The following is a 21875-nucleotide window of genomic DNA, read 5'->3' as shown; positions in this document are numbered from 1 at the left end:
GCGCCATCTGGCGCCCTTCCTGGTTGCTTCAACGATTGAACCTGTCCACCAGGGAGTACTGACCCTGTGCCGTGTGGGTGAGTTCCTCGCTGAGCAACGCCGTGCGTTGAGCCTCTCCAGAGGTTTGGTCGGCCAGTTGGGCAATGCTGCTGATGCTCTGGTTGATCTGCTCGGCCACTGCGCTCTGTTCTTCCGTTGCTGCAGCGATCTGGTCAGCCATGTCCGCGATGTTGGCCACCGCCTCGCTGATGCCCACCAGCGCCTGGTCGGCCTGGAGCACGCGCTCAACGCCTTCGTCTGCCTGGCGACGACCGTTTTCCATGGTATGCACGGCCTCCTCGGCGGTCTTTTGCAGTTGGGCGATTAATTGATGGATCTGCCCCGTGGATTCCGCAGTGCGCTGGGCCAGTTGGCGTACCTCGTCGGCGACGACTGCAAAGCCGCGGCCCATTTCACCTGCCCGCGCGGCCTCGATTGCGGCGTTCAGTGCCAGCAGGTTGGTTTGGTCGGCGATGCCTTTGATCACATCCACGACACCACCGATCTCGTTGCTGTCCTGGGCCAGGCGCGTGACGGTTTCGCCGGTCTCGCCCACAGATTGTGAGAGGCGCTGGATGGCCTCGCGGGTTTCAGCGGCGATGTTGCGGCCCTGGCTGGTCAGGCGGTTGGCCTCCTGGGTGGCATCGGCGGTGCGCTGCACATTGTTGGCCACTTCCTGGGTGGTGGCGGCCATCTGGTTCACCGCGGTGGCCACCTGTTCGGTTTCCACGCGTTGGCGCTCCAGCCCTTCGGAGCTGTTGTGGGCCAGGGTGTCGGCCTCTCGAGCCTGCTGGGTCAGGTGTTCCGCGGTGTCCTGTAGACGCGTCAGGCAGGTCTTAAGGCGTGCTTCCTGGCTGAGCATGGCCATTTCCAGGCGCGCCTGGACGCCTCGGCTGTCGGTATACATCTGAGCGATCAGCGGGTCCGAGGTGGTTTGCTCGGCCAGGTGCAACAGGCGCTTGATTCCGCGGTTCTGCCAGGCGAGTCCAGTCAGGCCCAGCGGTACAGAAAGCAGTGCGGCGAGGAGGAAGCCCCAGTGGGAGTTCAGCCAGGCGCCGATCAGGAAACCGACCTGGCTGATGAGGATGAAGGGCAGCCAGTCCTGGAGTACTGGCAACCACTTGTCACGGCTGGGGATGGCCGCCTTGCCGGTGTTCAGGCGCTGGTAGAGGGCTTCGGCGCGACGCACTTGTTCAGCTGTGGGTCTGATCCGCACGGACTCGTAGCCAGTGACTTGGTTGCCTTCGAATATGGGTGTGACGTAAGCATTCACCCAGTAGTGGTCGCCATTCTTGCAGCGATTCTTCACGACCCCCATCCATGGACGACCCTTCTTCAGGGTGGTCCACATATGGGCGAACACGGCGGGCGGTACGTCAGGGTGACGCACCAGGTTGTGTGGGGACCGAAGCAGTTCGTCGCGGCTGTATCCGCTGATCTCGACGAACGCCTCGTTGACATAGGTGATGACGCCCTTGCTGTCCGTAGTGGAAATCAGGCGTTGTTCGACGGGGAAACTGCGTTCCCGCTGGGTGATGGGCTGATTGTTTCTCATGGTTTCCTTCCGCAAGGCTTACAGCTTCTATCGGCATCTACGCCCTAAGGTTGAGCCTTTTATTTTGGGCGCCAGTCTACCCGGATTGCGGATCCGACTGCCCGATTGCCTTGCGGGAGCGGTTCGATTACCCCGCTCGCCCAGGCACTGGGGCAGGGGCCAAGGCCCCGGAGAGCAAGGTGCTCAGCTTCCGGGGCTTTGCGCAGACGCGTTGGGCGTGTCAGCCGGCGAGCAACTGTCGCAGCACGTAGTGAAGGATGCCGCCGGCCTTGAAGTACTCCACTTCATTCAGGGTATCGATGCGGCAGAGCAGTTCGGTTCGGTCCTTCGAACCGTCCTCGCGGGTGACTTCCAGGATGAGGTCCATGTGCGGGCGCAGGCTGGCGCTATCCAGGCCACTGATGGCCAGGGTTTCCTTGCCGGTAAGGTTGAGCGTCTTGCGATCCTGGCCGTTCTTGAATTGCAGCGGCAGCACGCCCATGCCCACGAGGTTGGAGCGGTGGATGCGCTCGAAACTCTCGGCGATGACTGCCTTGATCCCCAGTAGGTTGGTGCCCTTGGCGGCCCAGTCGCGGGAGGAGCCGGTGCCGTATTCCTTGCCGGCGACTATCACCAGCGACGTGCCTTCGGACTGGTAGCGCATGGCGGCGTCGTAGATGGCCAACTTCTCGCCACTGGGCACGTGCAGGGTGTTGCCGCCTTCCTCGCCGCCGAGCATCTCGTTGCGGATGCGGATATTGGCGAAGGTCCCGCGCATCATCACTTCATGATTTCCGCGCCGTGAACCGTAGGAGTTGAAGTCCGCCGGAGCCACACCATGCTCGCGCAGGTAACGCCCGGCCGGACTGTCGGCCTTGATATTGCCGGCGGGCGAGATGTGGTCGGTGGTCACCGAGTCGCCCAGCAGGGCGAGGATGCGTGCCTGGCGAACGTCCTCCACCTTCGGCGGTGCGCCGGTAATATCAGCGAAGAAGGGTGGGTGCTGTATGTAGGTTGAGTCGGCCTGCCAGGCATAGGTGTCGGACTCCGGTACCGCTATCGATTGCCACTTCTCGTCGCCGGTGAAGACTGCGGCGTACTCCTTGCGGAACATCGCGGTATCCACCTTCTGGATAGCTGCGGCGATTTCCTGCTGGCTCGGCCAGATGTCCTTGAGGTAGACCGGTTGACCATCCCCGCCCACGCCAAGGGGCTGGCTGGCGAGGTCCAGGCGCACGCTGCCGGCCAGAGCGTAGGCAACCACGAGGGGCGGAGAGGCGAGCCAGTTGGCTTTTACCAAGGGGTGCACCCGGCCCTCGAAGTTGCGGTTGCCGGACAGCACCGAGGCGACGGTGAGGTCCGCTTGCTGGATGGCTTGCTCTATGGGCTCCAGCAGGGGGCCGGAGTTGCCGATGCAGGTGGTGCAGCCGTAACCCACCAGGTTGAAGCCGAGCTGGTCCAGGTAGGGCGTGAGGCCGGCAGCACGAAAATACTCGGTCACCACCTTGGAGCCGGGTGCAAGTGAGGATTTGACCCAGGGCTTTCGGCTCAGGCCCTTTTCCACCGCCTTTTTCGCGACCAGACCGGCGGCCATCATCACGCTGGGGTTGGAGGTGTTGGTGCAGGAGGTGATGGCGGCGATGACCACGGCGCCGTCTTCCAGGTCGAATCGCTCGCCGTCATCCAGCGTCACGCTGACGCTTCCAGCGACTGTGGTGCCGGCCGGCTTGAGCTGTAGGTCCAGCAATTCGCTGAACGCCGCGGGCACATTGGGTAGAGGCACGCGGTCCTGCGGGCGTCGGGGACCGGCCAGGCTGGCCTCGACGCTGCCGAGATCCAGCGACAGCGAATCGGTGAATACCGGTTGATGGCCCGGTTCCCGCCACAGACCCTGGACCTTGCTGTAGGCCTCCACCAATTGCACGGTTTCCTCCGGCCGGCCGGACAGGCGGAGGTAACCCAGGGTGATGTCGTCCACCGGGAAGAAGCCGCAGGTGGCGCCGTACTCCGGGGCCATGTTGGCGATGGTGGCGCGATCGGCCAGGGGGAGGTCGGCCAGGCCGTCACCATGGAATTCGACGAATTTTCCCACGACGCCTTTCTTGCGGAGCATCTGCGTGACGGTGAGCACCAGGTCGGTTGCGGTAATGCCTTCACGCAGCTTGCCGGTGAGTTTGAATCCGATCACCTCGGGAATCAGCATCGACACCGGCTGGCCGAGCATGGCTGCCTCCGCTTCGATGCCACCAACCCCCCAGCCGAGCACGCCCAGGCCGTTGATCATGGTGGTGTGGGAGTCGGTGCCGACCAGAGTGTCCGGGAAGGCATAGGTGAGCCCGTCTTCTTCACGGGTCCAGACCGTGCGGGCAAGGTATTCGAGGTTGACCTGATGGCAGATGCCAGTGCCCGGAGGCACCACGCTGAAGTTGTCGAAGGCTCGCTGACCCCAGCGGAGGAAGGCATAGCGTTCGCCGTTGCGCTGCATCTCGATCTCGACGTTCTGCTCGAAGGCCATCTGGGAGGCGAAGCGGTCCACCATCACCGAGTGGTCGATCACCAGATCCACCGGCGAAAGCGGGTTGATCCGTTGTGGGTCGCCACCTGCTGCGGCCACGGCGGCGCGCATGGCGGCGAGGTCGACAACTGCGGGAACCCCGGTGAAGTCCTGCATCAGCACGCGCGCGGGGCGGTACTGGATTTCGCGATCCGAGCTGCGCGGACCCAGCCAGTCCGCCATTGCCTTGAGATCGGCGGCACTGACCGTTTCGTCGTCCTCCCAGCGCAAAAGGTTTTCCAGCAGCACCTTCATCGACATGGGCAGTCTGTCGATCGCGCCTAGGCGCTTGGCTGCCTCGGGCAGGCTGAAGTAGTGGTAGGTCTTGCCGGCGATTTCCAGGCTGCGGCGGCAGTTCAGGCTATCCAGGGAAGGCATCGGGATTACTCCTTGAGGCCCACACGGCATGGGCCGGCTGCTCGTACGGAAGCTAAAACCCTAGCTCTGCTTGGCGGGTCTTGCCATTTCAGCCGACCGTCAGGTGGAAATAGGGTTCCCCTGTGGCTGTATCCGGCTGTAGGAAATTACTTCCTGGGCTGTGTGAAAACGGACGGTGCGCAACTATAGTGCGCGCCCAGGAGGAAACCCGATGAACACCTTGCTGTTGCACTGCCGCCCCGGTTTCGAGGGCGAGGTCTGCGCCGAAATGACCGATCACGCCGCCCGCCTCGATGTGGCCGGTTACTCCCGGGCCAAGCCGCAGAGCGCCTGCGCCGAATTCGTCTGCAGCGAGCCCGGTGGCGCCGAACGGCTGATGCGCAAAGTGCGCTTCAGTCAGTTGATCTTCCCGCGTCAGTGGGCGCGTGGTGAGTACGTCGACCTACCGGAAACCGACCGCATCGGCGTGCTGCTGGAGGCGCTGGCCGCTTACCCGGTGTGCGGCAGTCTCTGGCTGGAGGTGCTGGACACCAACGACGGCAAGGAGCTGTCGACTTTCTGCCGCAAGTTCGAGAAACCCTTGCGTGCCGCACTGACCAAGGCCGGCAAACTCAAGGACGATCCGCAGCTGCCACGACTGCTGCTGACTTTCCGCAGCGGCCGTCAGGCCTTCGTCGGCCTGGCCGAGTCGAACAACTCGGCGCTCTGGCCGATGGGTATCCCGCGCCTGAAATTTCCCAGAGAGGCCCCGAGCCGCTCCACCCTCAAGCTGGAGGAAGCCTGGCACCAGTTCATCCCGCGTAACCAGTGGGATGCACGCCTGGCGCCGGGAATGACGGCCGTCGACCTGGGCGCCGCGCCGGGTGGCTGGACCTGGCAACTGGTGCAGCGGGAAATCAAGGTCACCGCCGTCGACAACGGTCCTATGGCGGAAAGCCTTATGTACTCCGGCTTCGTCGAGCATCAACGCGCCGATGGTTTCACCTTCAAGCCGCGCCGGCCGGTTAACTGGATGGTGTGTGACATCGTTGAAAAACCCGCCCGCACCGCCGCGATGATCGAGACCTGGCTCGGCGAGGGCTGGTGCCAGGAGGCCGTGGTCAACCTCAAGCTGCCGATGAAGCAGCGCTATGCCGAAGTGCAGAAGTTGCTGGCGCGTATCGAGGCTGGCATGAAGGGCAGGGGCCTGAAGGTGTCCATCGACTGCAAGCAGCTCTATCACGACCGCGAGGAAGTGACGTGCCATCTCCGCAGGCTGTAGGGCCAGTTCCAGATTCGGGCGTCCTCTTGTAGGGGGGAGTGAATTCACCCCTACAGTTCCATCCGCTCCACCCAGTAACTCTGCTTGTGCCCTCGCGCCTGATACTCCGCCATCAGCTGTTCGGCTTCATCGCGGCGCAGCCCGGCACGCAAAACGAATACGTTGCCGTTTTCATCCAGCCGCTTGACGCACCAGTTGCGTTCAGGGGATTCAGGCATGGCGAGCTCCCGCAAAGCTCCATGCTGCACCGCCTTTCACTGGCTGGCGAGTGGTGCATCCAGGGGTAATAGCGGCGGCAGGCTGACGAGGCCTTTCAACGTCGTCACGCGCAGACTCCAGGAACTGTTGAACAGGTACTGGCCGCTGAAACCACTGACCTGCAGGCCCAGTTCATCGCCGGGCTGGAGCAGGGCGCTGGAGGCAGCGAGGTCCACCTGGCGAGCATTGATCGGAGTGCTCTGTTCGCTGAGTGCTTCTAGCTTTCCGCCGACACGTCTTACCGCCAGCGAAGCGAACAGCAGTGGCGCATCGGCTTTGCGATCCAACTCCAGGTGCACGCTGCCCACCAATCCGCTGGCTACGTCGACTTTGCGCAGGGGAATGAAGCTGGATGGTCTGAGCCAGCCGCTGGTCAGCGGTCGGATTCGAGTTTCCGGCAGGGGCTGCGGCGCTCCAGCCTGGGGAAGTTGATTCAGCGCCAGTCCATGGTCAAGGTCGAGACTGAGACAGAGATTCGGCACGCTGTCAGCGGCCCCTGGCCGCCCACGCAGCTTGTCCTCGTACCAGGCGACCACCGCCTGATAGAGGTTGATGGCGCGATCGCCACAATGCAGGACCGGCTCGTTGTTGAACGGCGGCAGGCCGCTCCAGCGCTGAAGCGGGGGTGGCAGGATGTGCCCACCCTGCATCCCCAGCAGGCGCACATCGGCCTCACCTTTGTGCAGGCATTCGCGGATGGCCAGGCCCTGGTCGAGCGGGAAAAGCGTGTCCCGCATTCCCTGAATCAGCAGCGCGTCGGCATGGGGGCGCTGGCCGCGCTGGCAATAGCTCGCGAGGCTGTGTGCCTTGAGCTCGGCCTGTACCTGGGGCGTCATCTCACCGCTTGCGCTTCTCAAGTAAGGGGCCTGGGTGAACTTGCCCAGGTCGTAGCCAGTGGCAAGGCCGAGGCCTAGCAATACGCCGGTCCAACCCACTTTCATGTGTCCGCCGGGTGCCAGGGCCTCGGACAAGTCGTACCAGGTGGCGATGGGGACGATGGCGTTGATGCGCGGATCTTCCGCCGAGGCCAGCAATTGCACGGCGCCGCCATAGCTTTCGCCCAGCATGCCGACACGTGGGTCACCAGGGCCGTCCATGCTCAGGCGCGGCAGATGGCTGACGGCCCAGTCGATGACGGCCAGTGCATCCTGTACCTCGTAGCGCGGGTCCATCATCTGGATGTTGCCGTCACTGCCGCCCCAGCCGCGCTGGTCGTAGCTGATCACCCAGAAACCCGCGCGCCAGGCCTTGAGCGCGGCACGTCCGGACATCATCTGCTGACCATAAAAACCCTCCGGCCCGGTCACCCTCCATCCACCCCAGCCGTGGGTGTGCACCACCAACGGGGCCTGTTCACCCGGTTTGAGGGCGGGTTGAAACACGGTGGCGGAAAGCCGCGTGCCGTCGCGGGCGGTGATGACGGTCTCGAAGTGCGTGGCGGGCAGCTCGCGGTCGGCAAGGGCGCTGAAGTCGGGGAGCTGTTCGCGGGCGGCGCAGCCGCCGAGTAGGAGGAGGGCGAGTAGCAGGTTGGCGAGGCGCATCGGAGGACCGCTGGCAGGAATTATCGCCTCAGCTTGCCCGAGTGGCCGGTGTGGAGGAGCCTATCCAAGGTTGTGCAACGCTGTGGCCGGACGTCGCAGCAAGGGCCTCAAGGCTGGGCGGGAAACCGGCTTTGCGCCACAATAGCCGCCAGTTTTCGGAGTGCCCCATGTCCCAACAGCCTGATGCCATTCTTGATGCCACCGGCCTGAACTGCCCAGAGCCAGTGATGATGCTGCACAACAAAGTGCGCGATCTGCCGGCTGGCGGCCTGCTCAAGGTCATCGCCACCGACCCGTCCACGCGCCGTGACATCCCGAAGTTCTGCGTCTTCCTCGGTCATGAGCTGCTGGACCAGTCGGAAGAAGCCGGTACCTACTTCTACTGGATTCGCAAGAAGTCCGACTGATGTCTTTCTACTTCGCCTACGGTTCGAACATGAATCCGGCGCGCATGCGCAGTCGTGGCCTCGCATTCAGCGAAGCTCTCGCCGGGCGCCTGGAGGGCTATACCCTGTGCTTCAACAAGCGCGCCCATGACCGTCCCGGTCGTTCCTACGCCAACATTCGCTACCAGCGGGGCGGGGTGGTAGAGGGTGTGCTCTACCGTCTGGAGCACGAGGATGAGATCTGGAAGATGGACCCCTTCGAGGGCACGCCGATCTTCTATAGTCGCGAACGCATGCCAGTGGTCACCGCCGGGGGCGTGCAGCCGGCCTGGGTCTATGTGGCCAATCCGTCGATGCGCGAGGACGGTCTGTGGCCGACCCGCAGCTACCTGGAGCACCTGCTTGCCGGCCGCGAATTCCTGACCCCTGCATACTGGGAAGACCTGGCCGCCGTTCCGGCTCATCCAGACGAGTGAAAGTTCCGCTGCAAGGAAAAGGGCCGCTTGAAGCGGCCCTTTATCATCTGCTGCGAATCCTCGCGCGCGCACTGCGCGCCAGTCGCAGACTGAGCAGCAGAGCCGCGCAGGTCAGACCTACGACCAGGCCCTGCCAGAGCCCTTTGGGGCCGCTGGGCTGGCCCAGCCAGTTGGATAGCCCGAGCGCATAGCCCACGGGTAGGCCGATTCCCCAGTAGGCGAACAGCGTGATGATCATGGTCGCGCGGGTGTCCTGATAGCCGCGCAGGGCGCCGGCCGCGGCAACCTGGATGGCATCGGAGAACTGGAACAGCGCCGAGTAGACGATCAGCATTGCGGCCACGGCGATCACCTGCGGGTCGGGGGAGTACATCTTCGCGATCAGCTCACGGCACAGCAGCATCAAGCTGGCCGAGATACAGGCGTAGGCCAGCGCAGTACCGATGCCAATACCTGCCGCGAAGCGTGCCGCCCGCGGATCGCCACGGCCCAGGGCCTGGCCGACGCGCACGGTGACGGCCATCGCCAGCGCATAAGGGATCATGAAGATCAGCGCACTGAAATTCAGAGCGATCTGGTGACCGGCGACCACGGTGGCGCCCAGTCCTCCGATCAGAAGGGCGATCACGGCGAAGATGCTCGACTCGGCGAAGACGGCGATGCCGATGGGAACGCCCACCGATAGCAGGCGTTTGATCAGCGACAGTTGCGGCTTGTCGAAGCGCTCGAACAGCTTGCTCGGTTTGTACGTCGGGGCGCGGGTCACCCAAGTCAGCATGCCCAGCAGCATGAACCACATCACCATGCCGCTGGCCCAGCCGCAGCCGACCCCGCCCAGTGCGGGCATGCCGAAATGGCCATAGATCAGGATGTAGTTCAGCGGAATGTTCAGCAGCAGTCCGCAGATGCCCAGCACCATGCTTGGACGAGTGCGGCCAAGGCCATCGCTGAAGCAGCGCAGTACGTAGTAGAGCGCCACGGCGGGGAAGCCGAAGGCGATACCGTGCAGGTAGCCCATGGCAGGATCGATCAGTTCCTGCTCCACGCCCATCAGCTCGAGCACCGGGCGCGCATTGACCAGCAACAGGGCGCCGCTGAGACCCACTGCCAAGGCCAGCCAGAGGCCCTGGCGCACCAGTGGGCCGATCTCTTCCTGCTTGCCGGCGCCAAAACGCTCGGCAACCTTGGCGGTGGTGGCAAGGAGGATGCCGGTCATCAGGAGGAAGACCGGGATCCAGATGGAGTTGCCGAGTGCCACGGCGGCGAGGTCGCGAGGGCTGACGCGACCGGCCATGACGGCATCGACGAAGCCCATGGCGGTGTTGGAGAGCTGGGCGATCATGATTGGCGCCGCCAGCTTGAGCAGCGCGCGCAGTTCCGTGCTGGCGCGGCTGAAACGGGTTTCTGCGTTGTTCACTGAGAGTTCCATATCGATAAGGCGTCCTCCGGGCGTGCCGGTGGTGTCCATGCTGAGAGTGGCTGAAAGGGATCTGGACATTGCCTGGTCGCGACGGGCTCGCGACGGTTCACTATCCCAGCCTTTGCAGGAGAGGCTGCCGGCGGAACGGGACGTGGAGGCTGAGGGGGCCTTAGTCTACGCCCTGACGCAACGGTCAGAAAAGAGGGACAGCGGATTGCCGCTTGGGCGTAGGACTGGGTGATTGCGTAGAATAGCGGTCTCTCTGCAGGAGCCTGCCATGCGAATTGTTGCCGACGAAAACATCCCCCTGGTCGACGCCTTCTTCGGCGCCCTGGGTGAAATCCGCCGCCTGCCGGGTCGCGCCATCGATGCGGCCGCCCTTGCCGATACCGATCTTCTGCTGGTGCGCTCGGTGACCCGCGTCGATCGCGCGCTCCTGGCCGGCAGTCCGGTGCGATTCGTCGGCACCTGCACCATCGGTACCGACCATCTCGACCTTGAGTATTTCGCTGAAGCGGGCATCGCCTGGTCCAGCGCGCCCGGCTGCAATGCCCGCGGCGTGGTCGACTATGTGCTGGGCAGTTTGCTGCTACTGGCCGAGGACGAAGGCGTTCGACTCGCCTCGCGTACCTTTGGCGTCGTGGGGGCCGGCCAGGTGGGTGGGCGCCTGGTGGAGGTATTGCGCGGCCTCGGTTGGCGGGTGCTGGTTTGCGATCCGCCTCGCCAGACGGCTGAGAGCGGCGACTTCGTCGATCTGGAGACCATCCTCCGCGAGTGCGATGCGATCAGCCTGCACACACCGCTGGACAATGGTGGTGATCACCCGACCCATCATTTACTGGACGCTGAGCGGCTGGAGCGTCTGCGGCCAGGCGCGTGGCTGGTCAATGCCAGCCGGGGTGCGGTGGTCGACAACCGCGCATTGCGTGGCCTGCTGGGGCGTCGCCAGGATCTGCGGGCGGTCCTGGACGTCTGGGAAGGCGAGCCTCTGGCTGATATGGAACTGGCACACCTGTGTCGTATCGCCACGCCCCACATTGCCGGCTACAGCCTCGACGGCAAGCTGCGTGGTACCGCGCAGATCTATCAGGCGTGGTGCCGCTTCAGCGGCCAGGCGGAAAGTGTGCGACTGGACGAGCTGCTGCCGACGCCCTGGCTGGGGGAGCTGACCCTGGACGCCAGCAGCGACCTCGACTGGGCCCTGGCGACCCTGTGCCGGGCCGTGTACGACCCGCGCCGCGACGACGCGGACTTCCGACGTAGCCTCGTAGGTGACGAGCACCAGCGCCGAGCCGCCTTCGATGCGCTGCGCAAGCACTATCCGGTGCGACGGGAAATCGACGGGTTACGGGTACGTTTGACGGGAGAAGCGCCGCGGTTGGCGGAAATCGTCCGGGCGCTGGGGGCCGAGCTGGTTTAGATGACGGGCCCGGGATTGCCCCGGGCCCAGGCGCTTCAGGCCTGTCTCCGCTCGGATGCCAGCTGCTTGTGAAGCTCCTGGCAGGCACGCTGGATCATGATTTCGGTAATCGGAATCTCACGGCCTTCGGCGTCGATTATCGCGCCGCCGACGGGACGACGCGGTTGCAGCGGGATCACGCGGCTATCGGAAGTGCTGTCGTGCAAGCTCATGGCCTGTCTCCTCATTCAGGTGTTGCGCGCAGTCTAGGTAGAGCATATGAACGCGCGGTGACAGTCGGCGCGAAGGGTGCGCCGGAAAAACGAAAGACCAGAAAACACTAGCAGCGAATATGCCAACTGCGAGCGTCCTGGTCCTGGTGGATGGACCCCCTGCGTGGGGCGAGAGTTCAGTACGAGGTAAGCATGTCCCTGTTCCACATGGGTCTGATCATCAACCCGCTGGCCGGCCTGGGTGGCCCAGCGGCGCTCAAGGGTAGCGACGGGGTCGCCGCCGAAGCCCTGGCCAGAGGCGCCGAGCCCCGGGCGGCGGCGCGTACGCGTCTCGCGCTGGAGTGCCTGTTGCCGCTTGTCGGGCGCATTCAGTTCATTACGTTCCCCGGCCCGATGGGCGCCGACCTGCTGGCCGAGATGGGCTTTTCCCACCGCGTGCTTGGGCATCTAGATGGCCCGATGACTTGCGCCGATGACACGCGCCACGCCGTCGAGGCCCTGCAGGCGGCCGGCGTGGCCGTGATTCTTTTCGCGGGCGGTGACGGTACCGCGCGTGATGTCAGCGCGGCGGTTCGTGACGATCAACCTGTGCTGGGCATTCCCGCTGGGGTGAAGATCCACTCCGGCGTCTATGCCATCAGCCCGCGTGCCGCCGGGGAATTGGCGCGGCGATTGGTGGAAGGTGGCCTCGTTCGTCTGGCCAGTGGCGAGGTGCGTGACCTGGACGAGACAGCGCTGCGCGACGGCAAGGTGGCGGCGCGCTGGTACGGCGAATTGATGGTGCCGGTGGAAGGGCACTACATGCAGCACGTCAAGCAAGGCGGCATGGAGTCGGAAGAGCTGGTGCTGGTGGAGCTCGCCGACTGGCTGAATGACAGCTGGGAAGAGGGCGTGCGCTACGTGTTCGGGCCGGGCTCGACGCTCCATGGCCTGGCCGACAACCTGGGCCTGGAGACGACTCTGCTGGGCGTCGATGTGATCGAGAGCGGCGTGGTAATCGCCCGTGACGTGACCGAAGCGCAACTGTTCGAATTGGTGGACGGGCATCCCACGCGGCTGCTGGTCACCGCCATCGGCGGCCAGGGCCATATCATCGGCCGCGGCAACCAGCAGATCAGCCCGAGGGTTCTGCGTGCCATTGGCCTTGAGCACCTCCGGGTAGTAGCCACCAAGCGCAAGCTCGGCACCTTGGAAGGCCGCCCATTGCTTGTGGACAGCGGCGATCCAGCACTGGACGACGCTTTCCCAGATGTGGTTCGTGTCTGGGCCGGTTACAAGGAAGAATTGCTCTACCCACTCGGTTGGGGCGACGAGGGCTGACGCCGCTCACCGGTTTCCCGGGGGATCGGATACTATCGACGACACTTTCCCGTAGATGCAGGAGCATCGCGATGGATGCCGAGCAGTACCCGCCCTACGTTCGATCCGGTGAGCGCGTCGTGCTTTTCGACGGGGTCTGCAAGCTCTGCAATGGCTGGGCGAAGTTCCTGATTCGCTATGACCGCGCGCGCGTGTTCAAGCTCGCCTCGGTGCAATCTGCGGAAGGGCAGGCGATTCTCCGCTGGTTCGGCCTGCCTACTGACAGCTATGCAACCATGCTCTATGTCGAAGGCCGCGAGCTGTTCGTCCGCTCCGAGGCCATCGCACGGATCATCCGCCAGTTGCCGGCGCCCTGGCCGCTGCTGGGGGTATTCCGCATCCTGCCCCTGGGCTTGCGGGACTGGTGTTATGACCGTATTGCCCTGAATCGCTACCGTCTTTTCGGCCGACACGACGTCTGCCTGCTACCGTCGCCCGACCACGAGGGGCGCTTCCTGAATGCCGATCGTTGATCTGCGGCGCTTTGCAATGCTGGCCCGTTGTGGGCTGGCGTTCCTGTTTCTCTACCACGGCCTGGTGCCGAAGCTGCTCTGGCTTAGCACTGACGAGAGATTGATGATCGCCGCTCATGGCCTGACCCACGTCGAGCGTGTGGCGACCCTGGCTGGGCTGGCCGAAATCATCCTTGCGCTGCTCCTGCTGGGTGTGCGCCAGTCGCGTTGGCCCCTCGTACTCGCGGCGTTCCTGCTGGCAGGGCTGTTGCTGGACGTAGCGTTGTTCACTCCAGGCCTGCTGATCCAGGCCTTCAACCCGCTTTCTACCAATCTGGTCGCGTTGTGCCTCTGCCTGGTGGGTTGGTGGGCGGAAGCGCCCGCACGCAGCGAACATTCCCTTGAACAACCCGACTGAGCCCCCGATGACATCCCTCCTTTCCGCTAGGCAGCGTAATGCGTTGCGCATGGCTGGGCGCTTCGTTGCGCCCTATCGCTGGCGGGTGATCGGCGCCTTGCTGGCGCTGCTGTTCACCGCCGGGATCACCCTGTCCATGGGGCAAGGCATTCGCCTCCTGGTCGACCAGGGACTGGCCACGCAGTCCGAGGCGTCGTTGCGACATTCGATCATGCTGTTCTTCGGCCTTGTGCTGGCTCTGGCACTGGGTACCTTCACTCGCTTCTACCTGGTTTCCTGGATCGGTGAGCGTTTCGTCGCAGACATCCGCAAGCGCGTGTTCGACCATCTGATCCAGCTGCACCCCGGTTTCTACGAGAGCAATCGCGCGTCGGAAATCCAGTCACGGCTGACGGCGGACACCACCTTGTTGCAATCGGTGATCGGCTCCTCCCTGTCCATGGCATTACGCAACGGGATCATGCTGGTCGGGGGCATCGGCCTGTTGTTCGTCACCAACCCCAAGCTCACCGGCATCGTGCTGCTGGCGCTGCCGCTGGTGCTGGCGCCGATCCTCATCTTCGGTCGGCGCGTGCGGAAATTGTCGCGTCAGAGCCAGGACCGAATCGCCGACGTCGGCAGCTACGTGGGCGAGACCCTTGGACAGATCAAGACGGTGCAGGCGTACAACCACCAGGCTCAGGACCGCCAGCGATTCGCCGGCACCGTGGAAGGCGCCTTCGATACCGCGCGCCGCCGGATTACCCAGCGCGCCTGGCTGATCACCCTGGTGATCCTGCTGGTGCTGGGGGCCGTGGGTGTGATGCTCTGGGTGGGAGGCACGGATGTGATCGCCGGGCGCATCTCTCCCGGTGACTTGGCGGCTTTCGTGTTCTACAGCCTGATTGTGGGAGCCGCTTTCGGTGCCATCAGCGAGGTGATCGGTGAGCTGCAGAGTGCCGCGGGTGCAGCAGAACGTATCGCCGAACTGCTGCAGGCGCGCAATGCCATTCATGCACCGCTTGAGGGGCCGATGACGCTGCCAGAGCGGGTCAGTGGGCAAATCGAGCTGGAGGAGGTGCGCTTTGCCTATCCGGGGCGACCTGATGTGAACGCCCTGGACGGCGTCAGCCTGGCGGTTCGCCCTGGAGAAACCCTGGCTTTGGTGGGACCGTCCGGTGCAGGCAAGTCGACCGTGTTCGAGCTGCTGTTGCGCTTCTTCGATCCCCAGGCCGGCAGCATCCGTGTGGAGGGCGTCGAGTTGCGTGAGCTTGACCCTGCCGATTTGCGTCGCTGCTTCGCCCTGGTGTCCCAGAGTCCGGCCCTGTTCTACGGCAGTGTCGAAGACAACATCCGCTATGGTCGCCCCGAGGCCAGCGATGCCGAGGTCGAGGCCGCTGCCCGTGCCGCCCACGCGCACGAATTCATCGCCCGCCTGCCGCAGGGTTACCAGACCCATCTGGGGGAGGGCGGTATCGGTCTCTCAGGTGGACAGCGCCAGCGCCTGGCAATTGCCCGTGCGCTGCTGGTGGATGCCCCCATCCTGCTGTTGGACGAGGCCACCAGCGCCCTGGATGCGGAGAGCGAACACCTGATCCAGCAAGCGTTGCCGGCGCTGATGAGCGGGCGGACCACCCTGGTGATCGCACACCGCCTGGCTACGGTACAGAATGCCGATCGCATCGCGGTGATGGAGCGGGGCAAGGTGGTGGCAATTGGTCGTCACGCGCAACTTGTGGCCGGTAGCCCGCTCTATGCACGGCTGGCTGAGCTGCAGTTTGGTATCCAGACTGAGAATGAGGTCGAGTAGCGGTACCGCGAGTCCAAAAAAAGGGATGCCAATGGCATCCCTTTTTTCATTCAGGAAAGCTTCAGGCGACCGGTTTGGTCTCGTCCTTGGCTTCTTCCTTCTCTTCTTCGGTCTTGGTCTCGGCTTGCGCCGGAACTTCGGCCTCAGTCACTACCGCGACCTGCTCAGGTTGTTCGACCGGGGCCTCAACGGCTTGCTCGACGGTGTCTTCAACCTTCTGCTCGGCAGCGACCACTTCTTCTTCTACGCCAGCGACAGCGTGAACAACAGCGGAAACCGGTTCGGCAGCAGCAGTAGCTTCGACAACCTTGGCGGCAGCCTCTTCGGCTTCCTTGGCCAGGCGCTCGGCTTCGCGCTGACGACGGCGCACTTCGCGCGGATCGTTGGGCGCACGGCCAGTGCTGGCCGGAGCCGGGGCAGGTGCTTCAGTCTGCGCTGCAACTGCCGGAGCTTCTTCGATCACGGCTGGCGCTTCGACCACGGCTTCAGCAGGAGCTGCTTCGAACATGGTCGCTTCGACGACGGCCGGAGCTTCTTCTACCACCGGGGCCTGCTCGACAACCGGAGCAGCTTCTTCGACCTGGGCGACCACGGCTTCGGTAGCTTCGGCTTCAACGGCCGGTGTTTCTACCTGTACCGGTGCTTCGGTAGCGGCTTCGGCGGCCACTTCAGCGGAAACCAATTCAGCGGCAACTACACCGGTCGCGACGACGGCAGCAGCCTGGACGACTTCACCGTCATCCTGACCTTCCACCAGCTCTTCGCCGTTGGCTTCACGCTGACGCTCGCGGCGGTTGCTGCGGCGGCGCTGGCCACGGGAGCGGCGACGAGGACGCTCGTCATCGGAGCCTTCCTGATCGTCGTCCTGCAGCAGCTCCTCGTTGTTCAGCAGTTCCTCGTCGACCGCTTCGGTCTGGGCCAGTTCAGCGCGCGGCTGGCGCTCTTCGCGAGGTTGGCGTTCTTCACGCGGCTGGCGCTCTTCACGGGCGGGACGCTCGGCGCGTTCGCCACGCTCGCGGCGACCTTCCTGGCCTTCACGCGGTTCACGCGGCTCACGGGCTTCGCGCGGCTGACGCTCCTCGCGGGGCTCACGAGGCTGGCGCTCTTCGCGAGGCTGGCGCTCTTCACGCGGTTGACGCTCTTCGCGGGGCTCACGAGCCTGACGCTCTTCGCGAGGCTGACGCTCCTCGCGCGGTTGGCGTTCTTCACGCGGCTGGCGCTCTTCGCGGGCAGGGCGCTCGCGACGGGTTTCCTGGCCTTCACGAGCTTCGCGGGGCTGGCGTTCTTCGCGTGGCTTGCGGTCTTCCTCGCGGCGGCTTTCACGACCCTCACGACCTTCGCGGCCCTCACGGCCATCGCGGCGACGGTTCTGCTGACGGCCGTTGCGACGCTCTTCACTGCGCGGCTGGCGTTCGGTGGTCGGCTTCTCGGCTTCGACCTTGGGCTCTTCCTTGCCAGCGAACAGGCCTACCAGGGACTTCACCAGACCCTTGAACAGGCTGGGCTCCGGAGTGGGTGCCGGCTGGGCTTGCGGAGCGGCTGCAATCGGTGCCGGTACGGGGCGCTCGGGGGAAACGGTCTTCACCGCTGCTTCCTGGCGAACCAGGGTGCGGGTGGAGCTGACCGGTTGGGCTTCTTCCACCTCAGCCGGGGTCATTTCGTAGCTGGACTGGTTGTTCAGCACTTCCGGACTGTCGTCGCGCAGGCGCTGGACTTCGAAGTGCGGGGTTTCCAGGTGGTCGTTCGGCAGGATGACGATGCGTGAACGGCTGCGCAGCTCGATCTTGGTGATGCTGTTGCGCTTCTCGTTGAGCAGGAAGGCGGCAACCGGAATCGGCACTTGGGCGCGGACCTCGGCAGTACGGTCCTTGAGAGCCTCTTCCTCGATCAGACGCAGGATGGCCAACGACAGGGATTCGACGTCACGGATGATGCCTTGGCCGTCGCAACGGGGGCAGACGATGCCGCTGGTCTCGCCCAGGGACGGACGCAGACGTTGACGGGACATTTCCAGCAGGCCGAAGCGCGAGATGCGACCGATCTGCACGCGTGCGCGGTCGGCTTCCAGGGCCTCGCGGACCTTCTCTTCCACGGCGCGCTGGTTCTTGGCCGGCGTCATGTCGATGAAGTCGATGACGATCAGACCGCCGATGTCACGCAGGCGCAACTGACGGGCGATTTCCTCGGCCGCTTCCAGGTTGGTCTGCAGGGCGGTTTCTTCGATGTCGCCACCCTTGGTGGCACGGGCCGAGTTGATGTCGATGGACACCAGGGCCTCGGTCGGATCGATGACGATGGAGCCGCCAGACGGCAGCTTCACTTCGCGCTGGAAGGCGGTTTCGATCTGGCTTTCGATCTGGAAACGATTGAACAGCGGAACGCTGTCCTGATAGAGCTTGATCTTGCTCTGGTACTGCGGCATCACCTGGCGGATGAAGCTGAGGGCTTCCTCGTGTGCTTCGACGCTGTCGACCAGCACTTCGCCGATGTCCTGGCGCAGGTAGTCGCGGATAGCGCGGATGATGACGTTGCTTTCCTGATAGATCAGGAAGGGGGCGCCACGCTCGCCAGAAGCTTCCTTGATGGCGCTCCAGAGTTGCAGCAGATAATCCAGGTCCCACTGCAGCTCTTCGCTGGAGCGGCCCAGACCCGCGGTGCGAACGATCAGGCCCATGTCGGCTGGAGCGTTGAGGCCGTTCAGCGCTTCACGCAGTTCATTGCGCTCTTCGCCTTCGATGCGGCGGGAGATGCCACCGGCGCGGGGGTTGTTCGGCATCAGCACCAGGTAACGCCCAGCAAGGCTGATGAAGGTGGTCAGGGCTGCGCCCTTGTTGCCGCGCTCTTCTTTCTCGACCTGGACGATGACTTCCTGGCCTTCGCTGAGCACTTCCTTGATGTTGATGCGGCCTTCGGGGGACTTCTTGAAGTACTCGCGGGAAATTTCTTTCAGGGGCAGGAAGCCGTGGCGCTCGGCGCCGAAGTCGACGAAAGCGGCTTCAAGGCTGGGCTCGATACGAGTGATTCGGCCTTTGTAGATGTTGGCCTTCTTCTGCTCGCGGGCACCCGATTCAATGTCCAGGTCGTACAGGCGTTGGCCGTCGACCAGAGCAACACGCAACTCTTCGGGCTGAGTCGCGTTAATCAGCATTCTTTTCATGTGGTACCAATGGGTTTCCGGGCTACCGGAAACGGCGATTGGCGCACACGACTCTCGCGGTCGGTGTCAGGTGCGTGTCAGGAGCGGCGGGCCACTCCAGTGTCCAGCGAACTCCAGTCAATGGGACCGGAATCGCGACTACGTCTCCTGCTTGCTGTGTCGTGACAGAAGCACTTGTTCAGGAGGAGGAATCAACGGTCGGAAGCGGACGAAATGAAGCGTCTTGAAACTACGCAGTCCGACGGTTATGCATCTCCACCCTACACTTATCCCTTGAAAATCGGGTGCCGCTCGCTGAATCCGTAGCGGGTTGCATTTACCGTGATCTCCCATAGGAAAGGGGTGATCACGCGTCATGGCTCAAGGCTTGATTTCTGAAAATTCGCAGTCATTGCAGCGAATTTTCTGTCGGACGGCCTTACGTCCTGAAAAGGTTGCAACGGTTAGGGTGGCAGTTTTGGCGAACACCCTGAAACCAGGCCGCTTTTGGCGGCGTTCGCGACTATAGCAGTAATCATTAAGTGCTTCAAATCCATAAAAAATTGTTATGATGCGCAAATGAACACTCCTGCCTCTCCAACCTCCGGCGTCCAGCTGCTTGAGGTTGCGCCGGAATATGCCGGCCAACGCATTGACAATTTCCTACGCACTCAGTTGAAGGGTGCGCCCAAGACGTTGATTTATCGCATCCTTCGCAAGGGCGAAGTCCGCGTGAACAAGGGACGGATCAAGCCGGAGTACAAGCTCCAGGCGGGCGACATCGTCCGCGTTCCGCCTTTGCGTCTGTCCGAGCCGGATGAGCCGGCCCCAGTGGCCCAAAGTCTGCTGGAGCGGCTGGAGAGTGCGATCGTCTACGAAGACAAGGCGCTGATCGTGCTGAACAAGCCGGCTGGCATTGCAGTGCATGGAGGAAGTGGTCTCAGCTTCGGCGTGATCGAAGCCTTCCGTCAGTTGCGCCCAGAAACCAAGGATCTGGAGCTGGTGCATCGCCTTGATCGCGATACCTCCGGACTTCTGATGATCGCCAAGAAGCGCAGCATGCTCCGCCACCTTCACGAGGCATTGCGTGGCGACGGTGTCGATAAGCGTTACCTGGCGCTGGTACGCGGAAGCTGGCCAACCTCGAAGAAGAAGGTCAGTGCGCCGTTGCTGAAGAATAATCTGCGTTCCGGCGAGCGCATGGTCGAGGTGAATCCGGAAGGCAAGGACGCGCTTACCGAGTTTCGCGTCGTGCGCCGTTTCGGGGAGTTCGCCACTCTGGTGGAAGCCAGTCCGATTACCGGGCGTACTCACCAGATTCGAGTGCACGCCAAGCACGCTGGCCATTCCATCGCCGGTGATCCGAAGTACGGCGATGAGGATTTCACGCGTGAAATTCGCGAACTGGGCGGCAAGCGCCTGTTCCTGCACGCGCACTCCCTGGCTATAAGCCTCCCTGATGGGGGCGAGCTTAAGCTGGAGGCTCCGGTCGATGAGATGTGGCAGAAAACCCTGGAGCGTCTAGGTGTCTGATTACCAGTTGCTGATCTTCGACTGGGACGGCACGTTGGTTGATTCCATCGCCCGCATTGTCGAATCCATGCGCGTGGCGGCAGACGTTTCCGGGCTGTCGTGGCGAGATGATGTCGCTATCAAGGGCATCATCGGTCTCGGTTTGCCGGAAGCGATCGCTACGCTCTATCCGGAGCTTGATGATCCACGGTGCATAGATGCATTCCGGCAGCGTTATAGCGAACACTACAGCGTGCTGGAGTGCCAGCCTTCACCTCTGTTCGATGGGGTGGCGGAGGCGCTGGAGGTGTTCCGTGAGCAGGGCTATCGTCTGGCGGTGGCTACCGGTAAGAGTCGTCGTGGCTTGGAGCATGTGCTGGCCGGGCGTGGCTGGTTGGATTACTTCGATATCACCCGCTGCGCTGACGAAACTGCGAGCAAGCCTGATCCGCGCATGTTGCATGAAATCCTTGCGCATTGTGGGGTGGCTGCTGGGCAGGCGGTGATGGTGGGGGATTCTCCCTTCGATCTGCGTATGGCTCATCGGGCCGGGATGGATTCCGTGGCGGTGGGTTACGGTGCCCAGCCGCTTGTTGAGTTGCTCAAGGAATCGCCCACGCTGGCGATCGAGCGTTTTGAAGAGCTGCGTCACTGGCTGGAAGGTGACCTGAGCCGGCAATTCCGAGAGGTGGAGCTTTATGTCTGACGAATGGAAAGAACCCGCTGCCGACAAGGCTGAACAGAAGAGCTGGCAGTTGCTGGAGAAGGCTGTACTGGCGGGTATCCAGGAGCAGCGTCGTGCCCGGCGTTGGGGCATTTTCTTCAAGTCGCTGACCTTTGTTTATCTGTTTATTGCCCTTGCGCTGTTCTCGCCGGCATTCGATCTGCAGAAGAGCGCTGCGCGCGGCCAGGAGCACACGGCGCTGGTAGAGGTCCGTGGAATGATCGCTGATGAAGAGGTGGCGAGCGCTGACAATATCGTGACCGCGCTGCGTGCGGCTTTCGAAGACCCGAAGACCAAGGGGGTCGTGCTGCGGATCAACAGTCCGGGTGGCAGTCCGGTGCAATCCGGTTACGTCTATGACGAGATTCGTCGGCTGCGTGCGGAACACAAGGGCATCAGGGTGTATGCCGTGATCACCGACCTTGGTGCGTCCGGTGCCTACTACATCGCCAGTGCGGCGGACGAAATCTATGCCGACAAGGCTAGCCTGGTTGGCTCCATCGGCGTCACTGCGGCGAGCTTTGGCTTCGTCGACGCCATGGGCAAGCTGGGTGTTGAGCGTCGCGTCTATACGTCCGGCGAGCACAAGGCGTTCCTGGATCCGTTCCAGCCACAGAAACCTGAGGAAACCCAGTTTTGGCAGAGCGTGCTGGATACCACTCACCAGCAGTTCATCCAAAGCGTGAAGAAGGGGCGTGGTGATCGGCTGAAGGTCGATGGCAATCCCGAACTCTTCAGTGGATTGGTTTGGTCGGGCGAGCAGGCGCTGGCGCTTGGGCTGGTGGATAAGCTCGGCAATACCAGTTTCGTGGCGCGCGAGGTGATTGGGGCGAAGGAGGTTGTTGACTACACCGTGCAGGAGTCGCCTTTCGATCGCTTCTCGAAAAAGTTCGGTGCTAGTGTCGCCGAGCGACTGGCACTTTGGATGGGGTTCCAGGGGCCGAGCTTGCGTTGAAGCTTATAGCGCCCCAAAGGAAAGCCCGGCCAGAAGCCGGGCTTTCTTCCT

At 63.3% G+C, this 21875-nt stretch carries 18 protein-coding genes; 11 read left to right on the top strand and 7 right to left on the bottom strand.

Annotated elements, in window-relative coordinates:
• Window positions 1-28: 28 nt before the first annotated feature.
• Together SA496_RS16740 and acnA are read right to left on the bottom strand one after the other, a co-directional pair.
• A complete protein-coding gene (locus SA496_RS16740; RefSeq protein WP_120650087.1) occupies window positions 29-1594 on the bottom strand; it encodes a methyl-accepting chemotaxis protein in 1566 nt (521 codons plus the stop codon).
• Between the two features lie 220 nt (window positions 1595-1814).
• On the bottom strand, window positions 1815-4505 hold the full coding sequence (gene acnA / locus SA496_RS16735; RefSeq protein WP_330114160.1) for an aconitate hydratase AcnA: 2691 nt from the start codon (window positions 4503-4505) through the stop codon (window positions 1815-1817).
• Between the two features lie 211 nt (window positions 4506-4716).
• Here acnA and rlmM point away from each other — a divergent pair, with 211 nt between their 5' ends.
• Window positions 4717-5766: a 23S rRNA (cytidine(2498)-2'-O)-methyltransferase RlmM gene (gene rlmM, locus SA496_RS16730; RefSeq protein ID WP_120650089.1), complete on the top strand. Its 1050-nt coding sequence runs from the start codon at window positions 4717-4719 to the stop codon at window positions 5764-5766.
• Window positions 5767-5816: 50 nt separating this feature from the next.
• Here the strand turns inward: rlmM and SA496_RS16725 are convergent, their stop codons facing one another.
• Window positions 5817-5984, bottom strand: coding sequence for a hypothetical protein (locus SA496_RS16725; protein WP_162945792.1), 168 nt, complete (start codon window positions 5982-5984; stop codon window positions 5817-5819).
• Window positions 5985-6020: 36 nt separating this feature from the next.
• Window positions 6021-7565, bottom strand: a complete 1545-nt coding sequence (locus SA496_RS16720; protein ID WP_120650090.1) for an alpha/beta hydrolase — start codon at window positions 7563-7565, stop codon at window positions 6021-6023.
• A 167-nt stretch (window positions 7566-7732) separates the two neighbouring features.
• On the opposite strand from SA496_RS16720, the gene tusA reads away from it, so the two are divergent.
• Together tusA and SA496_RS16710 are read left to right on the top strand one after the other, a co-directional pair.
• Window positions 7733-7972 (top strand): sulfurtransferase TusA, encoded by a 240-nt coding sequence (gene tusA, locus SA496_RS16715; RefSeq protein WP_077526325.1) that lies wholly within the window; start codon window positions 7733-7735, stop codon window positions 7970-7972.
• A complete protein-coding gene (locus tag SA496_RS16710; protein WP_330114159.1) occupies window positions 7972-8427 on the top strand; it encodes a gamma-glutamylcyclotransferase family protein in 456 nt (151 codons plus the stop codon). Before tusA ends, SA496_RS16710 begins: the two co-directional genes overlap by 1 nt.
• A gap of 43 nt (window positions 8428-8470) precedes the next feature.
• Here the strand turns inward: SA496_RS16710 and SA496_RS16705 are convergent, their stop codons facing one another.
• Complete coding sequence (locus SA496_RS16705; RefSeq protein WP_330115649.1) at window positions 8471-9856, bottom strand: MATE family efflux transporter; 1386 nt, start codon at window positions 9854-9856, stop codon at window positions 8471-8473.
• Between the two features lie 268 nt (window positions 9857-10124).
• Here SA496_RS16705 and pdxB point away from each other — a divergent pair, with 268 nt between their 5' ends.
• Window positions 10125-11267 (top strand): 4-phosphoerythronate dehydrogenase PdxB, encoded by a 1143-nt coding sequence (pdxB, locus tag SA496_RS16700; RefSeq protein WP_120650093.1) that lies wholly within the window; start codon window positions 10125-10127, stop codon window positions 11265-11267.
• A 35-nt stretch (window positions 11268-11302) separates the two neighbouring features.
• Here pdxB and SA496_RS16695 read toward each other — a convergent pair whose 3' ends face one another.
• Window positions 11303-11479: a PA1571 family protein gene (locus tag SA496_RS16695; RefSeq protein WP_162945793.1), complete on the bottom strand. Its 177-nt coding sequence runs from the start codon at window positions 11477-11479 to the stop codon at window positions 11303-11305.
• 192 nt (window positions 11480-11671) lie between these two features.
• Between SA496_RS16695 and SA496_RS16690 the strand changes: the two genes are divergently transcribed.
• From SA496_RS16690 to SA496_RS16675, 4 genes are all read left to right on the top strand, one after another.
• Window positions 11672-12799 (top strand): ATP-NAD kinase family protein, encoded by a 1128-nt coding sequence (locus SA496_RS16690; protein ID WP_120650094.1) that lies wholly within the window; start codon window positions 11672-11674, stop codon window positions 12797-12799.
• 71 nt (window positions 12800-12870) lie between these two features.
• A complete protein-coding gene (locus SA496_RS16685; protein WP_120650095.1) occupies window positions 12871-13311 on the top strand; it encodes a thiol-disulfide oxidoreductase DCC family protein in 441 nt (146 codons plus the stop codon).
• Window positions 13298-13708, top strand: coding sequence for a DoxX-like family protein (locus SA496_RS16680; protein ID WP_120650096.1), 411 nt, complete (start codon window positions 13298-13300; stop codon window positions 13706-13708). The genes SA496_RS16685 and SA496_RS16680 overlap by 14 nt, the downstream gene beginning before the upstream one ends.
• Window positions 13709-13715: 7 nt before the next feature.
• Window positions 13716-15497, top strand: coding sequence for an ABC transporter transmembrane domain-containing protein (locus SA496_RS16675; protein WP_153922540.1), 1782 nt, complete (start codon window positions 13716-13718; stop codon window positions 15495-15497).
• 61 nt (window positions 15498-15558) lie between these two features.
• Here SA496_RS16675 and rne read toward each other — a convergent pair whose 3' ends face one another.
• Window positions 15559-18654 (bottom strand): ribonuclease E, encoded by a 3096-nt coding sequence (gene rne, locus SA496_RS16670; RefSeq protein WP_330114158.1) that lies wholly within the window; start codon window positions 18652-18654, stop codon window positions 15559-15561.
• Window positions 18655-19212: 558 nt separating this feature from the next.
• Here rne and rluC point away from each other — a divergent pair.
• Genes rluC through sppA form a run of 3 tightly spaced genes read left to right on the top strand, consistent with a single transcriptional unit; the run spans window position 19213 to window position 21824 of the window.
• The gene (gene rluC / locus SA496_RS16665; RefSeq protein WP_120650099.1) at window positions 19213-20166 is read left to right on the top strand and encodes a 23S rRNA pseudouridine(955/2504/2580) synthase RluC; all 954 of its coding nucleotides are present in this window, start codon (window positions 19213-19215) and stop codon (window positions 20164-20166) included.
• Entirely contained in the window at window positions 20159-20851 is a 693-nt protein-coding gene (locus SA496_RS16660) for an HAD-IA family hydrolase (protein WP_120650100.1), read from the top strand. The genes rluC and SA496_RS16660 overlap by 8 nt, the downstream gene beginning before the upstream one ends.
• Window positions 20844-21824 (top strand): signal peptide peptidase SppA, encoded by a 981-nt coding sequence (gene sppA / locus SA496_RS16655; RefSeq protein ID WP_330114157.1) that lies wholly within the window; start codon window positions 20844-20846, stop codon window positions 21822-21824. Before SA496_RS16660 ends, sppA begins: the two co-directional genes overlap by 8 nt.
• The last annotated feature ends 51 nt before the right edge of the window (window positions 21825-21875 follow it).

This window comes from Pseudomonas sp. JS3066 (assembly GCF_036328175.1).
Taxonomy (GTDB): domain Bacteria; phylum Pseudomonadota; class Gammaproteobacteria; order Pseudomonadales; family Pseudomonadaceae; genus Metapseudomonas.
Note: the sequence above shows the minus strand (reverse complement) of the source record. Positions and strands in the feature narration are given on the sequence as shown.